At 39.6% G+C, this 15368-nt stretch carries 18 protein-coding genes and 1 rRNA gene; 12 read left to right on the top strand and 7 right to left on the bottom strand.

Annotated elements, in window-relative coordinates; translation table 11 throughout:
- From rrf to CWB76_RS18635, 9 genes are all read left to right on the top strand, one after another.
- Positions 1 to 112 (top strand): 5S ribosomal RNA (rrf, locus tag CWB76_RS18675); the annotation flags it as partial.
- 492 nt (positions 113 to 604) lie between these two features.
- Positions 605 to 1537, top strand: a complete 933-nt coding sequence (locus CWB76_RS18670; RefSeq protein ID WP_008113289.1) for a hypothetical protein — start codon at positions 605 to 607, stop codon at positions 1535 to 1537.
- A 25-nt stretch (positions 1538 to 1562) separates the two neighbouring features.
- Complete coding sequence (locus CWB76_RS18665) at positions 1563 to 2462, top strand: DUF350 domain-containing protein (protein WP_041709155.1); 900 nt, start codon at positions 1563 to 1565, stop codon at positions 2460 to 2462.
- A gap of 4 nt (positions 2463 to 2466) precedes the next feature.
- Positions 2467 to 4188, top strand: a complete 1722-nt coding sequence (locus CWB76_RS18660) for a polyamine aminopropyltransferase (RefSeq protein WP_138609636.1) — start codon at positions 2467 to 2469, stop codon at positions 4186 to 4188.
- Positions 4189 to 4268: 80 nt separating this feature from the next.
- Complete coding sequence (locus CWB76_RS18655; protein ID WP_008113284.1) at positions 4269 to 4682, top strand: YjfI family protein; 414 nt, start codon at positions 4269 to 4271, stop codon at positions 4680 to 4682.
- Positions 4683 to 4771: 89 nt separating this feature from the next.
- Positions 4772 to 5464, top strand: coding sequence for a PspA/IM30 family protein (locus tag CWB76_RS18650; RefSeq protein ID WP_055013441.1), 693 nt, complete (start codon positions 4772 to 4774; stop codon positions 5462 to 5464).
- A gap of 71 nt (positions 5465 to 5535) precedes the next feature.
- On the top strand, positions 5536 to 6174 hold the full coding sequence (locus CWB76_RS18645; protein ID WP_138609634.1) for a DUF4178 domain-containing protein: 639 nt from the start codon (positions 5536 to 5538) through the stop codon (positions 6172 to 6174).
- A complete protein-coding gene (locus CWB76_RS18640) occupies positions 6171 to 6491 on the top strand; it encodes a hypothetical protein (RefSeq protein ID WP_138609632.1) in 321 nt (106 codons plus the stop codon). Before CWB76_RS18645 ends, CWB76_RS18640 begins: the two co-directional genes overlap by 4 nt.
- 63 nt (positions 6492 to 6554) lie before the next feature.
- Entirely contained in the window at positions 6555 to 6740 is a 186-nt protein-coding gene (locus CWB76_RS18635; protein WP_021033113.1) for a hypothetical protein, read from the top strand.
- Positions 6741 to 6755: 15 nt separating this feature from the next.
- On the opposite strand, the gene CWB76_RS18630 is transcribed toward CWB76_RS18635, so the two are convergent.
- The 4 genes from CWB76_RS18630 to CWB76_RS18615 form a co-directional block, all read right to left on the bottom strand.
- Positions 6756 to 7157, bottom strand: coding sequence for a hypothetical protein (locus tag CWB76_RS18630; protein WP_010392543.1), 402 nt, complete (start codon positions 7155 to 7157; stop codon positions 6756 to 6758).
- A gap of 10 nt (positions 7158 to 7167) precedes the next feature.
- Positions 7168 to 7686, bottom strand: a complete 519-nt coding sequence (locus tag CWB76_RS18625; RefSeq protein ID WP_010392545.1) for a hypothetical protein — start codon at positions 7684 to 7686, stop codon at positions 7168 to 7170.
- A 108-nt stretch (positions 7687 to 7794) separates the two neighbouring features.
- Positions 7795 to 9174 (bottom strand): class II fumarate hydratase, encoded by a 1380-nt coding sequence (locus CWB76_RS18620; protein ID WP_138609630.1) that lies wholly within the window; start codon positions 9172 to 9174, stop codon positions 7795 to 7797.
- Positions 9175 to 9387: 213 nt separating this feature from the next.
- The gene (locus CWB76_RS18615; protein ID WP_008113269.1) at positions 9388 to 9573 is read right to left on the bottom strand and encodes a hypothetical protein; all 186 of its coding nucleotides are present in this window, start codon (positions 9571 to 9573) and stop codon (positions 9388 to 9390) included.
- 193 nt (positions 9574 to 9766) lie between these two features.
- Here CWB76_RS18615 and CWB76_RS18610 point away from each other — a divergent pair, with 193 nt between their 5' ends.
- A complete protein-coding gene (locus CWB76_RS18610; RefSeq protein ID WP_138609628.1) occupies positions 9767 to 10357 on the top strand; it encodes a DUF938 domain-containing protein in 591 nt (196 codons plus the stop codon).
- Here the strand turns inward: CWB76_RS18610 and CWB76_RS18605 are convergent.
- Together CWB76_RS18605 and CWB76_RS18600 are read right to left on the bottom strand one after the other, a co-directional pair.
- A complete protein-coding gene (locus CWB76_RS18605) occupies positions 10334 to 11473 on the bottom strand; it encodes a GNAT family N-acetyltransferase (protein WP_138609626.1) in 1140 nt (379 codons plus the stop codon). The genes CWB76_RS18610 and CWB76_RS18605 overlap by 24 nt on opposite strands.
- Before the next feature lie 381 nt (positions 11474 to 11854).
- Positions 11855 to 12310, bottom strand: coding sequence for an Lrp/AsnC family transcriptional regulator (locus CWB76_RS18600; RefSeq protein ID WP_010392556.1), 456 nt, complete (start codon positions 12308 to 12310; stop codon positions 11855 to 11857).
- A 136-nt stretch (positions 12311 to 12446) separates the two neighbouring features.
- Between CWB76_RS18600 and CWB76_RS18595 the strand changes: the two genes are divergently transcribed.
- Both CWB76_RS18595 and CWB76_RS18590 read left to right on the top strand, forming a co-directional pair.
- On the top strand, positions 12447 to 13616 hold the full coding sequence (locus tag CWB76_RS18595) for a PrnB family protein (RefSeq protein ID WP_138609624.1): 1170 nt from the start codon (positions 12447 to 12449) through the stop codon (positions 13614 to 13616).
- Between the two features lies 1 nt (position 13617).
- On the top strand, positions 13618 to 14742 hold the full coding sequence (locus CWB76_RS18590; RefSeq protein WP_138609622.1) for an aminotransferase class V-fold PLP-dependent enzyme: 1125 nt from the start codon (positions 13618 to 13620) through the stop codon (positions 14740 to 14742).
- Here CWB76_RS18590 and CWB76_RS18585 read toward each other — a convergent pair.
- Positions 14726 to 15214, bottom strand: a complete 489-nt coding sequence (locus CWB76_RS18585; protein ID WP_138609620.1) for an RNA-binding protein — start codon at positions 15212 to 15214, stop codon at positions 14726 to 14728. The genes CWB76_RS18590 and CWB76_RS18585 overlap by 17 nt on opposite strands.
- Positions 15215 to 15368 lie beyond the last annotated feature (154 nt).

The following is a 15368-nucleotide window of genomic DNA, read 5'->3' as shown; positions in this document are numbered from 1 at the left end:
GGGGACAATAGCGTTTTGGCCCCACCTGACCCCATGCCGAACTCAGTAGTGAAACGAAACAGCGCCGATGATAGTGTAGCATTTGTTATGTGAAAGTAGGTCATTACCAGGCTCCAAATACAAGAAAGCCCGACTCGAAAGAGTCGGGCTTTTTTACGTCTGCAGGAAAGTGAAAATACTAGCTATCAGCCGTCAGCTATCAGTTGCACTGCGTTAATCAGACAACCGTAGCATGGGTTGAGTATCACGAAACCCACGGATAAAAGAACACGAAGAACACGACAGAGGATGAGTCGGGCTTTTTTACGTTTGGAATAAAGTAAAAGAAGGTATTAGGTTAAAGGAAGAGAATTGATCAGAGCCGACCCTAAGGCATTCTACTGCGTCATCACAACGAAGTAGCGCACCCACTCCAAATATAGTCAGTATACAGCCCTCAGTTTTGAAGTATTACCATCAGCACTCCGTCTTTACTGATCTTAGTTATTCTCCTTGCATCTTTAAACTAGTCCCTAAATTATCATCTTGTTGCAATTTCATTGTTGGTTTAATAACTGTCCTGTGTAAAACTATCTAGGATAATTTAGTAAATCAGGTGACATGAATGTCGAATATAAAAGCTTGGAAACTTCTCAGCCTGTTTTGTTTGTTTACAGCACTGATTGGTTGTCAATCTAAAGAAGAACAGCTACAACAAACAATTCAAGAGTCCATTAAAAAGGCCGATGTCGAGCTTACTCAGCTTGGTAAAGCACTTGATAATGGTAGTATACGTAATGCGATTATTCTTAAAGAATACAGTCGTATCCTTAAACAACAGCAGCCTGAACTCAGTAAGGTTGTTGATGTCGTTAGCCTTGATGCCACACGCCAAGGAGCCCTTTATAGTGGCTTAACCCAACGTCTTGATGATATTAAGGGTAATTACTTAATTCCTCCTTACGAAGACACTTTATACAATATTGATTTATTGCGTGAGGCGGCCAAGCCAACGTTATTTTCTGATGCCTTAACCGATCCTATTAATATGCTTGCGGATATGTCGAATGGCTCTTTGGCACGAGTTGGCGCTATAAGCCAAAAAGCTGAAGGCCAAGGGGTTGGTAACCAAATGGTAGGTAATCCTAACTATGGTAATTGGCAAACGAATAGTAGCGGTATTAGTTTTTGGCAATGGTACGGCATGTACCGTATTTTGGGTGATGTATTTGACCGAGTTGAATACGGAAGTTGGAGTAAACGCCGCAAGTATAGTTACTACAATGACTATGGTCGTACTCGTTACTCAAGCCCTAAACAAATAAAAACCCAAAGTGCGTTAGAAACACGTACACGACAATCTTACCAACGCCAAGGCAAGCAGTTCACTAGTCCTTATGCGAGTAAAAAAACAGGTGCATCAGGTTTGAGTCGCAGCAGTTATACGCCGCCTAAAAGTCGCAGCAGTTACTCAAGAGCGAGTAGTTATAGCAATAATTCAGGATCGGTTCGTAATAGCAGTAGCAGAACCTCGCGCGGCGTAAGTCGTGGTAAGTAAAGAATAACGTTGGAGTTAGAATAATATGTATGAATTTAATGGAATAACTATGTGGTCTTTGCAAGCACTGTCAGTAGACTTTGCAATTATCATCTTACTGTTTGTGAGCCTAAAGTATATTAAAGGTTGGGTGTCTAATTTACATGCTAATGATGAAATTACCGAGCGAGATAACTTTGCATTCGGAATAAGCTTTGCCGCTGGCTTAGTTGCCCTTGCGATTGTATTAACGGGTGTAAGTAGTGGTGCTTTTGCTGCTACGTTACAAAAAGAAGCTCTGTTAATGCTTGGCTATGGTGCATTAGCAATTTTGCTTATAAAGCTGGGTCACTTTTTTCAAGATAAAGTGGCATTGCGTAAAGTAAGCTTACATAACGAAATAGTCAAAGGTAACGTTACTGCGTCAATTATTGATTTTGGCCATGTAGTTAGTGTTGCGGTGGTTATTCGCTCTGCACTATTGTGGGTTGCTACCGAAGGCTGGCATGGCATTCCTATTGTGATTGCCGCTTTTGTGATTGGTAGTGTGGTACTGCTTTTAGTAAGCCAATACCGAGTGCAATTATTTAAACGTACCAATAAAAGCGGTGATTGCCTACAACAAGCCATTGTTGATGGTAATTTAGCAGTAGGTGTTCGCTATGCCGGCTTTTTAATTGGTAGTGCATTAGCCATTACTGCTGCAACAGGTATTGCTCCCTATGCTGCGGATAATATTAACGCGAGTTTACTTTACTGGGCGCTAAGTGCCGTTGTTAGTTTGGTTGCTTTCATTTTACTGCACTTACTGACGATTAAAATCATTCTTGCTGGGTGTAATATTTCAGATGAAGTGAATCGTCAAAAGAATGTGGGTGTTGCCGCTATTTCTGCAGCAGTGTCATTTGCTGTCGGGATCACTATGGCCACACTACTGGGTGCATAATCACGTGTCATCAACTCAAGCTTCCCCAAGTAAATTTAATTTACTTGGGCATGATATTTTACTGATCACTGTTATGGCCGTACTCGCAGGGTGCGGCCTTATTTATGAATACTTACTTTCTCATTACGCTGGCCGAGTACTAGGCTCAGTTGAGAGTGCAATTTACGCCATGATAGGCACTATGATTGTAGCTATGGGGATGGGGGCATTTTTAGCGCGTTGGTTTAAAGATGCCTTTACCGCATTTGCCTGGCTAGAAAGCATTATTGCGCTCATAGGTATGGGCTGTATATTAGCCATTGCCAGTATCATTGCTGTTAGTTATTCACTCCCTCATTTATTCTCAAGTATTTTTAATATTCCACCTGACGTTATTCTTAATGGTTATGTGTTTCAAAAGCTGCAAGAGTGGTCTCGCTTTTTACCCTATGTATTTGGCTTAATATTAGGGCTATTTATTGGTATGGAAATACCGCTTATTGCGCGTATTCGCCAGCATGTTTATGGACGTTTTTTAGAAAATAACGCCGGCACTATATATGGGGCTGACTATATTGGCGCCGGTATTGGCGCGGCAATTTGGGTGAGTATTATGCTCGCGATGCCAATAATGCAAGCCGCTGCTTGGACAGCGCTATTTAACATTATTGCCGGCCTTGCCTTTTTATGGCGTTACCATAGCTATGTACGCTTTGCTAAGTTGCTATTGGTTTGCCATATATTATTGCTGGTGTTATTCGCTTTTATTTTGCAGTTTGGTAGTAGCTGGATGGATAATCTAAGTAACGTACTATACAAAGATAAAGTTATTTATTCCCAAGCAACGAAATACCAGCATGTGGTGTTAACCGAACGCTTAAGTAAAAATCAGCCACAGCCAATCACCGATCTATACTTAAATGGTCGTTTGCAGTTCTCTAGTGTAGATGAGCAAATATATCACTCAATGCTGGTTTATCCTGCAATGCTCGCATCTAATCGTCATGACCGTGTTTTGATTATTGGTGGCGGTGACGGATTGGCCATGCGTGATGTATTAAAGTGGCCGGTTGAGGAAGTGACTTTAATTGATTTAGATGGACAGCTACTCAATTTATTTGGTCATACAGATAACAAATACACACCGCCTGATGATATTAAACAGCGATTAGTGGCACTCAATAATGAATCGATGCATGACCCCCGAGCAATTATTATTGTGGGTGATGCATTTTTAGAAGTTGAGAGGCTACTGGATCAGTCAAAGCAGTTCGATACTATCCTAATTGACCTGCCAGACCCTAATCATCCCGATCTGAATAAGATGTATAGCGACTATTTTTATAACCATGTGCGTCAATTATTGGCACCTGATGGTGCTATGGCGGTACAGTCAACCTCGCCTTATCATGCAAAAAAGGCATTTTTAAGTATTGCTAAAACCGTTAAAGCCGCAGGTTTTGATTATGTAGAGCAATATCAGCAAAACATCCCTTCGTTTGGTCAGTGGGGGTGGACTATTGCTACTAAAATGGGGCAATCACCAAGTGCACGTATTAGCAATATAACGGATATGCCAGTGCCATCTCGGTGGATTAGTAAAAAATATTTATTAGCCAGTTTTGCATTTCCTAATAACTATTTTGAACAAGTTAACGATATTGAAGTCAATAGGTTAGGTTCTGGTCGTTTATATGATTATTACCGGGCTGCTTGGCAAATAGAAAGTGAATTGTATAAAAATTAATAAAACATGGTTGACATAATATGTCGGCCATGCGAATCTTAACTCAGACATAATATGTCAAACGACAAAAAGGCAGAGACATGGAATTAAATGAACTTTCAATAAAATTAGCGTCTTTTGAAACTGAGGGTGCTAACTTTGAGTCTTTCTTGATTGCCAATCCAGGTGAGCAAGATGTTTTACAAGTCATTGTTGATGGAAACGATGAGCTTCCAATTTTTGTTACCCAAACACAAGAGCAATTATTATGTATTAGCTACTTGTTTGGTGAAGACGAAGTAAAAAGCGAGTTACGCGACGAGTTAAACGAAACACTACTGCGTTTAAACGTGCCAATTCCGCTAAGTGCATTTGCCAAAATTGATAATAAATATGCGATTTTTGGTGCACTTTCGGTAAATTCATCATTAGATGACGTTACCCACGAACTAGTGACGTTAGCGGATAACGCAATTGATGCACTAGAAGCCGTGACCTTGTATTTAAACGATTAGGATACCCGCCTAGGTAAGTGCTGATTGCTAATAGTATATGGCTCTCGCTTTACCTAATAGGATATAAACAAGTTTTTGGAGTTAAGATTATGAGTATTTTAAAAAAATTATTTACAGCGGTACGTGGTGGCGCGCGTGAAGCGGGCGAAGCAATTGTTGATGCGAATGGTATTCGTATTTTTGAACAAGAAATTGCCGATGCACAAAATGCACTAAATCGTGCTAAAAAAAGCCTGACAGAAGTAATGGCTAAAGAGATGCAAACCAAACGTAAAATTAGCGCAGTAGATGCATCAATTGCTGAGCACGAAGCGTATGCAGGTCAAGCCCTTGAAAAAGGGAATGAAGCATTAGCATTAGAAATTGCAGAAAAAATTGGTGACTTTGAAGCTGAGAAAGCCGAACACGAGCAAGTATTAGCGGGCTTTACTAATCACATAGTGACCTTGAAGCAGCAAGTTAAAGATGCTGAAAAATCAATTAAAGAAAACCAGCGTCAGCTTACTATGGTTAAAACCACAGAAAGCGTTCAACAAGCGACAATGGCTGTAAATAGCACGCTTAATACTAATAGCTCGTCGATGACATCAGCTCGTCAGTCGCTTGAGCGCATTAAGCAACGCCAACAAGACCGTACTGATCAATTAGGTGCTGCAAAGTCTCTAGAAGCAGATGTTAATGGCGATGATTTAAAAGCTAAAATGGCTGAAGCGGGTATTGGTGATACCAATCCAAAAAGTGCTGATATTTTAGCGCGCATTAAAGCGAAGCAAAATAGCTAACATTTAGAACCATATTAAAAAGGTAACCGAGTTTTGCTCCGTTACCTTTTTTGCTTACAGAGGCACCTTATATGTTTAATTTTTTCAAATCTAAAAAAAAGCCAGAACGTCAGCTTAATCACGCGAGTGACCTTAAAAAAGGTGACATGTTTACAGTGATTGACTCGTTTGCTTATCCTGCATGGCTCAAAGGCCAAACACTTCGCGTTATTGATGTGCAAACGTATCAGTACCAACATAGTAGTGATACTGAATTCGTACTTGAAACTAACACAGGCCAAGTGGTGTTTTTACAAATAGAACAAAACGATGGTGAGCAGTGGGCTAATTTCTCAATAAAGATTCAGCGTGATGATGTTGATGAAGTATTTGGTTTGGATGAGTTTTCACGTATTTTTGATGAAGAATCGTTAACGCATATTACAGTTAAAAATACGCCTGAGCGCTTAATGCAGTTTTTAGCTGGCAGTTATCAACAAAGCGAATCACCTTATGTATGTTATTTTCATAATAAAGATTTTCGTGGCCAAGCGCTACCTCGCTATGAGCAAGACGGTGGTGAACCCTGTGAAATGATTTGTTTAGCGTCACCCGATGAAGGGCATAGCGTTAATATCGAAATTTGGGAGGGAGGTGAAACAGAAGTATCACTGACATTAACTCGCCCAATTAGCGATATCGTTGACTTGTTTCCTGGAGATGCCCAGTGAGTGATACTAAAGACAAGTGGTTGCGCCAAGAGCAAGCTGTGCGCGCCACGCAAATGGCCTTTGATTTGAGTAGTGAGGTACAAAAGTCGATAAAAAAACAAGCTATCGACCAAGAACTTACTCCCTCAGATATGATCCGCAAAATTTTAGGCCTTGATGTAAAGTCTAAAAAAACACGGCAGCGTTTATCGTTTAATTTAAATGATGATGAAATAGCGCAATTGGCTAGTCGGTTTGAAGTTGCAGTAGATGATAAAAGAGCGGTAAAGCAACAGGTAGCAGATCTACTCATTGAGCATACAAAAAAGACTAAGTAACCCTTTTGCCTTCTTTATATAAAATACTTACACTGAGGTTATTATTTCTAAAGAAGTGCAGCTGTGAATATTATATTGATTGCCTACTTACTTATGTTTGCGTTATTTGGCACAGCGGCAAGCTACTTTGTGCGTTTTATATATGCTTATTGGGTACAAAAGAACATGCCTTTGGAATACATTTTTAAGGCTGGTGTATGTATTTTCATGGTAGTGGTTATTTCGGTGTTAATACCACTATTAAATTAACACCGAAACGAACTGCTACTGGTAATTAACGGTTTTACATTGGTTATCAATACATAAAGAGTGAACTTCTAGCACTGGTGAACAGTCATCGAACTCAAGCGCAGTGTTATTTTTTTGTTCTTGCTGAGTGATTTTTTGTGCTAATTGCTCGGCATGCTTTTGAGAATTATTTAATGTTGAATACACAACATACTTACTCGGGCCCCCACAGACACGCGAGCCAACACCTAACACCTTACATTGATAACTGGCTGTGCAGCTTTTATTACTTGTAAGCTCATTAAGCTGAGTATTTAAAACAGATTCACTCGCGTTTTGAGCTGTGCTTGGTGTTAGTGCGCTACTGCAACCGCTAAGCAGCATAGTCATGACAACACTGGCAGCTGATAGTTTAATTACGGATGACAAACAACTCATAATCTAATCCTTAAAATACACTTACCGCAGAGCCTTCAAGTTTAACACATTTATTTTCAACGCACTGGGTACTAGGCGCAGTTAAATGTTGGCAAATACTCATCATGCCTTTTTGCGCATTATAAGTACTTTCCAATTGAGTAATTGTATCGCTTAGGGCTGAAACCTGTTTTTGGGGGGCGCTTTGTGTAGAGTACACAATATAATCGCTCGGTCCACCACAGGCACGGCTACCAACAGCATTCACTTTACACTGTGAACTCGTTGAACATTGCTTATCTGCTATGAGGCTGTTTAGCTTATCTTTTGCTGTTTTAATATCATCAAGCGACACTTCTTTTGCTGCATCAGCAGGTAATGGCTGTGCTATTTTATTTTGCTTATTCGCTTGTGGTAATTTTTGTTGCGGTATCGGCGTAGACGTATTTTCTACCGCATTGGTTTTAGTTTGCTCAGTTTTATTTGAGGTTGTTTCTAAGCACGCCGTTAAGCAAAGCGGTAGCAGTAGAGCGAGTAATGGAGTACGCATAATCGTTCCTGATAGTGATGAATTATTCATCACTATCATACACTGTGCATTCATTACAGCAATAAAAACTCTACTATCAACATATTAAAGAGGTGATAAGGAGAGTTTTTAAGTTAACCCGCCTTGCGTTAATTTAGCTGGATTGAGTAATGCCTCTAATTCTGATCGAGATAGGTCGGTTTCTTGCTCAGCGATATCAATAATTGGCTGTGCTTGCTGATAAGCTTGCTTAGCAATTTTTGCTGCTTTTTCGTAGCCAATAACAGGGTTTAGCGCAGTCACTAAAATCGGGTTTTTAGTTAATGCTTTATCTATCTGAGTTTGATTAACTTTAAAGCTAGCAATGGCTTTATCTGCCAACACTTGCGCGCTATTAGCGAGTATCTCGGTACTTTGCAAAATATTGTAAGCGATTACCGGCAGCATTACGTTAAGCTCAAAGTTGCCAGCTTGGCCTGCAACCGTAATGGTTGCGTCGTTACCAATGACTTGGGCGCTAACCATTGCAGCGGCTTCTGGGATCACCGGATTCACTTTACCCGGCATAATTGATGAGCCAGGCTGTAATGCTTCAAGTTCAATTTCTGAAAGTCCCGCAAGTGGGCCTGAGTTCATCCAGCGTAAATCGTTGGCTATTTTCATTTGTGCAACTGCATAGACTTTTAGCTGTCCTGATAAAGCGACAATCGCATCTTGTGATCCAATATTATAAAAAAAGTTATCGCTAGGGGTAAATTGAATCCCTACCTTTTCAGTTAGCTGTGTGGAAAATAGAGCGGCAAATTGTGGGTCGGCATTAATACCTGTACCTACTGCTGTGCCACCTTGCGCTAGCTCACAGACACGTATTAGTGCATGCTCAATACCGCTAGCTGCATGCTTTACCTGCGATTGCCATGCGCTGAGTGTTTGCTCAAAAGTTATTGGCATTGCATCCATTAAATGAGTGCGCCCAGTTTTAACTATGTGGCCGATGTCTGCTTTTTTTTGCTCTAAGGCGTCTGCTAAATTTGCTAGTGCTGGCAGTAATTTTTTATCAACGCTGATCGCACTACTCAAAGCAATCGCAGTGGGAATAACGTCATTAGAGCTTTGCCCCATATTCACATCGTCATTTGGGTGAATAGCTTGGTTAGCTTGTTTTGAGGCTAAGCTCGCAATGACCTCATTAGCATTCATATTTGAGCTAGTACCTGAGCCAGTTTGAAAAATATCAACGGGGAAATGCTCATAATGCTTACCATCAATAATTTCTTGGCAGGCATGGTCGATCGCATTTGCTTTCGTTTTATCTAAATGGCCTAGTTTGAAATTGGCTATTGCAGCGGCTTGCTTGATATACGCTAAGGCAATAATAAATTGCTGCGGCATTGTGAGGCTACTGATCGTAAAGTTATTGATGGCGCGTTGGGTCTGTGCTTTATAAAGTGCGTCAGCAGGCACGTTGAGTGTGCCCATGCTATCTGATTCTGTTCTAAAGTTACTCATTAGTACTCCTATAAAAGAGAATATATGACATTTAACTACGCTATATAAAAAGATATGGTGCTGTTATTACTATTTACAACGGTATAGCTAAAAAGTAGAGGGCGTCAAGGTAAGCTAATGATGGAACAAAATAAAAAGTCGACTTAAACTGATTTTAAGTCGACTTAAATAATGTATTTATATAAACAGCCGGTTACAAGGCTAAACAGAATTTTAATTGTAGCCAAGAATAAATATTTGGTCTGTTTCATGTTTGTTTTGTGCCTTTTGAGTATTTTTTACATGAGAAAGTAAGTCGATAACCGTTGCTCTACAATCTGTTTCATAACTCGTTTTATCTAGGCTTTTGTCTGTAACTGCCATTGCAGCATCTACTGCGGTATAAGGTGAAATATACATAATGTTATCCTTTTGTAGTTTAGTACTCATTAAGTGAGTAATTTAATAAAAGCATATAGCGTACCAGCTCGGTAAAGATAATTTAACGTATTGAAATTGATGTTATTTTATTATTTTGGTCAATTTACTCACGACAGAATAGCTGAAATTTGTTTTACTATTGTGCATTCATTTGCAATTTAGGTGCATCAGTATGACCAAACCGTTTTCACAAGCCTGCGAAAATAATAAAAATCATATACTTAAGGCTTTGCAGCCTGCATTGCAAAATGCAGCATCAGTACTTGAGATAGGCTCGGGGACGGGTCAGCATAGTGTTTTCTTTGCCAAAAAATTGCCACATTTACAATGGTATACCAGTGATCGAGAGGTTAATCATCAAGGAATAAAGTTATGGCATGATGAGGTGCAACTGGCAAACTTGCATCCGCCTTTATTACTTGATCTAAACTATTCTTGGCCAGTAAATAAAGTGGATGCGGTATATACTGCTAATACTTTTCACATAGTGAGCTGGGAGTTAATTACGCGTTTTTTTGCTGGAGTAAATCAGCACTTAAACCAGCAAGGAGTGGTGTGTGTATATGGCCCTTTCAAATATAAAGGGAAGTTTACCAGCCCCAGTAATGATGAATTTAATAGTTTATTGCAAAGTCGCGATCCGCTTAGTGGTATTCGTGATTTCGAAGCGGTTGAGCAGCTTGCAGTGCAATATGGGCTTAAGTTACTCAGCGATACTGCGATGCCTGCAAATAATCAGTTACTCATTTTTAAACGGCAATAAAGTGCTACATTGTTGTTTGTAAATTTCGATATGTTGGCATTCGCGTTCTAAGTAATCTGCAATGGCATTATTAAAATCGGGGTGAACAATGTGATGGGCAGAGTAAGTGATTATCGGTTGAAAACCACGAGCGATTTTATGCTCTCCTTGTGCCCCAGCATTAAAGCACTGAATGTTATGCTTAATAGCATAATCAATCCCTTGGTAATAACACAGCTCAAAGTGAAGCGAATCTATCTCTTCACTAGCACCCCAATAACGGCCGTAAAGGGTATTATCACCAATTAAGCTTAAGGTGGCGGCAATTACTTGCTGGTCTCTTTTGGCTAGCATAATGAGCAATTTGTCAGCCATTAAAGCGTGTAACAAGCTAAAAAAATCACTGTTTAAGTAGCCTAAATGACCCGATCGTTTTAAATAAGTGCGTTGATAAAACTCACAAAAAAGCTGCATTGTAGCGGTAGTGATTTTCTCGCCTTTGAGCCATTCAATACTGATATTTTGCTCTGTGATTTTAGCGCGCTCTTTTTTAACGGCTTTACGCTTTCGGGCATTAAAGGTTTTTAAAAAATCGTCAAAATCTTTAAAGTTATTATTAACCCATTGAAACTGCACGCCGATTCTTCGCATAGCACCGGTATCATAAAGATGGGTGGCTTGTGCTTTGTCGCAAAAGTTTACATGCCAGCCTGACCATGCCTGTTCTACGCAGTGGCTATTAAGTTGCTCTGTTATGTACTTATACACTAGCTTTGGATTGCTATGCATAATACCTATTCTTTGTCCCTCAATCGGGCTAAAGGGAATACCACATAGCCATTTAGGGTAATAATCTAAGCCATTTTTTTCATAAGCTTCAGCCCATGCCCAGTCAAATACATATTCACCGTAGGAGTGCGCTTTTAAGTAGCCAGGGGCAAGCGCAATGAGTTCATCGCCTTCATAAACGGCTAAGTGATGAGGCTGCCAACCTGTTTTTGCGCTTACACATTGGCTTTGTTCAAGTGCGTATAAAAAAGCGTGTTGAGTAAAAGGATCATCGCCAAAAAAATGATGCCATTTTGTTGCGTCAATCTGGTTGATGCTATTAAACCATTGGTGAGAAAAGTGGCTCATAATAATAGCCTTATCTTGGTACTGCGAGCATAAGTACATAAGGAAAAAGAGGTGCTTAAGTTATAGCGCGTGATTATTATTAAGTTATTGATAAATTTTATATGTGGGTATGTGTTCATTTAACATAGCAATATACGCAAAGACATTCTGAGAGCTTATCGAGTTATATAGGTTTTGCAAGATGTTGATTAAATATAATACTTTCAAATTAGCGTTGTTTTTAGGTTTGATTTTGATGGCAAAAGAAATACTGAGTCATCTTTATTTAGGCTTGAGCTGCTAAGATTAGTTTATAAAAAGGTGTAATCAAAAAGCTTATACTAAAGCTAATTATTATCTAATTAACTTCGAAAATAAAGGGTCTTAACCTAAGCGTATATTTTAAAGTGGTAGCTGTTTTTTACTAAATGACTGCTTTAATACAACGGTTGATTCTATGTTGGCGATACAGCTTAAGCTTCCCAGTTGGTGCTTTACAAACTGCTCATAACTTTCTAAATCCTGAGAGATAATTTTTAATAAATAGTCGTGGCTGCCTGAGATCACTGAGCACTCAAGTACATGCGGTAGTTTTTCTACATGTTGTTCAAACTGTTGTGCAGCACTCACTGAGTTTTGACACAGTCGCACGAAAGCATAAACCAGTACATTAAGATTGAGTGACTTAGGGTTAATAGCTGCGTGATAACCAATAATAACCTGTTCTTGCTCAAGTTTTTTAATGCGCCTTAGAGTAGGAGTATCCGAGAGATTAATGGTATTGGCTAATTCTGATACCGACATTCGGGCTTGCGATTGCAAGGCAACGAGTAGCTGCTGATCTTTATTATCTAACATAGCTATAGAATCTTATTAATTATTTGTCTAGTAATAGTGATTATTGCTAACAATAACTGCTTTTGCTATTTTTTTTAGCGTTTTAACCTCTGGGATCTTTGCTAGCATTAAAAAATAATAATAACAGGATGTAGTCATGAGTTCTTACACTGCTAAATTTGATAATTGGATTAGGTCTGAGTTTGTTGCTCTAAATTCTCAGTTAGAAGAGTTGTATTGGCAACAAGATGATAAAGCAAATGTTGAAGGGGTTGGGGATAACTTAAAGCAAACCTTGAAAGAGCAAGGTAATGCGTTGATCAGCGATTTATTAGCCGAAGGTAATACCGACGAAGGATTTGATAGCGCATTTGATTTACTTGGTAATGTAGGTTTATTCATGGCGGCTTGCCGTAGACATGAAATTACAGAGCCAAGCAGAGAGAATAGTTCACCGCTGATAGAAGCATCGGCGCTTGCTATGCATATTGGTGCTTCTATTGGAGTAACCCCTCGTTTTGCAACCGCACATTTAACCACCCATAATAAAGCCATTAATGGCACCTATAAACGGTTTACAAATCTTGATGATGAAGCCCTTTTTTTAGATTACAACACCCAAGGTATTTTAGCGTATAAACGTGCGAGTGATGCTTTACTAAAAATATTGCCATTAGGCATTTCACATCCCGTCACTGCTGAACTACTTGAGGTGGTTAAAACGGCACTTATTGATGTAATAGCGTCGAATAATGCCTTGTATACTCAACTTGATACCGAGCGTTTTTTTAATTGTGTACGCCCATACTACAAGCCTTACCGGGTAGGTAAAGAAGTTTACCGTGGTGCAAATGCGGGAGATTTTGCCGGCATTAATGTTATTGATATGCTGCTAGGACTTTGTAGTGCAAATGAGCCGAGTTACTCGCAAATGCTGGTGGATAAATTTTTATATATGATGCCAGAAGATCAACAAATATTGCGAGAAGCCATGCGTATGCAAAGCTTTATGGATGACTTCTTAAAAGCCGAACAATATAAACATACAGAGTGGTTTCAAAAGCACGGCAAACTATTTATACAAGTGTGTAAATTACATGGTGACACCGCTATCGGTCATCATAACCAACTGGTCGAAAAGTTTATTGCCCAACCGTCAGAGCAAATGCAACAACAGCATATTAATAAAGTCACTGCCAGTGGACCGCCTTTGCCAGTATTACTCGATTCCTTAGCTAAATTAAGGGATAGACGTGCAGCAGCTAAGCGAGACGATATTAATACGCGTTTTGATGACTTAAATACGCTAAAACAGTGGATTAACTAATATGGCTAAAAATGATTTTTGTATGCCAAGGGGCTGCTATTTATTAAGCCACTCTGTTGGTCGTCCTCTAAAAAGTACTTTAGAAAATGCTACTGAGCAGTTTTTTACTCCTTGGCAGGAAAGTGCCAAAGAGCCATGGCAGCAATGGCTACCAGCTATAGAAAATTTTACGGGTGCATTAGGGCGGCTATTTAATGCGCCAAGTGAGCAGTTTTGTCCTCAGGTTAACTTATCTAATGGTTTAACTAAATTGCTTATGTCGCACCCCGTATTTAATAAACCACAGTGCACGGTATTAATGGCGCAGGCCGACTTTCCAAGTATGGGGTTTGTAATGCAAAAAGCACTCCCTGCATGTGCAACAATACGTTACATCCCCGAGCATGAAGATTTAAGTGACAGACAGGTATGGCGGCGATATTTAACCTCAGAGATTGATGGAGTTTTTGTTAGTCATGTTTATTCTAATACGGGTATACAAGCACCTCTGAACGATATTGTGGCGCTTAGTAAAGTCACGAATACACTCTCAATAATTGATGTGGCGCAATCGGCAGGGGTTATTCCTGTCGATCTAACGGCGCTAAATGCCGATTTTATGATTGGCTCAAGTGTGAAGTGGTTATGCGGGGGGCCAGGTGCGGCCTATTTATGGGTAAATCCACAGCAAATAACGCAATGTGAACCAAAAGATGTTGGTTGGTTTTCACATCAAAATCCATTCGAGTTTGATATTACGCATTTTCAATATAACGCTCAAACACTTAGGTTTTGGGGTGGGACGCCTTCTATACTCCCTTATGTTATTGCTGCTAATAGCATTGAATATATTGCCCAGTTTGGTGTGGATAAAGTGAGAGCGCATAACTTAGCGTTGTTAACGTTACTTCAGCAGCAGCTGACTGCTTTTTTAGTATCGCCAAACGATAAAGATCAGTGCAGTGGTACCGCTATTCTAGATTTTGCAGAGCATCAACAAACCGTATTAGCGGCATTGGAGACAGCAAACATAAGTGTGGATGTGCGCAAACTCGGTATTCGTATTTCACCGCACATATACAATACCGCGTCAGAGATACAAGCGTTTATTGCTACGGTGAAAAAGGTAATTAAGGCTGCTGATTAAGCTGTTGCTTTTTTTGAGTGAGTGCCGCTATTTGTTGTTGTGCTTGTTTTATTTGCGGCTCAAACCTTTGTTTAAGTACCGCAGTTTCTGTTGCAATTGCATCTGCAATCGAATTAGCGCCTAAACGATTTGCTTTATCTTGGGTCATGTAACCGACTTGCTGTTTCTTTTGTGCGTATTCTTGTTGGTATTGCTTTATTTTAAGCTCAAGCTGCACAATATCGCGCTCTATTTGTTGCACCTCAAGGTAGTCATCAACTGAGGTATCGATAACTAGGGCGTTTTCAGATTGCAATGCATTGGTTTGCATAATGTTGACGTTTTTAAGCGTGATCACTTTAGCGTCTTTAGCGCATGGAGTTTGACTGAAAGTCGGCACCCCTTTAATGGTGCATTTAAAAACCGTCACTTCATTTGCCATGCTGACAGTGCAGACACCTAAAAAACACAGTAGTAATATTAGCTTTGCCATGGTTAAACCTAAGCTGGTTTAAAGTACCATTTATAATGCACTAAGTTGTAACACCATACAATTTGTTTAATTTAATAGCCTAAGTCAAGTACGCTTTTCAAAACGAACAATTCCATAGGTTGTTAAAAATTTAGGCACAAAAAAACCACAATTA

This window comes from Pseudoalteromonas sp. S1609 (assembly GCF_005887255.1).
Classification (GTDB): Bacteria; Pseudomonadota; Gammaproteobacteria; order Enterobacterales; family Alteromonadaceae; genus Pseudoalteromonas.
This window is presented reverse-complemented; position numbering and strand designations above follow the sequence as displayed.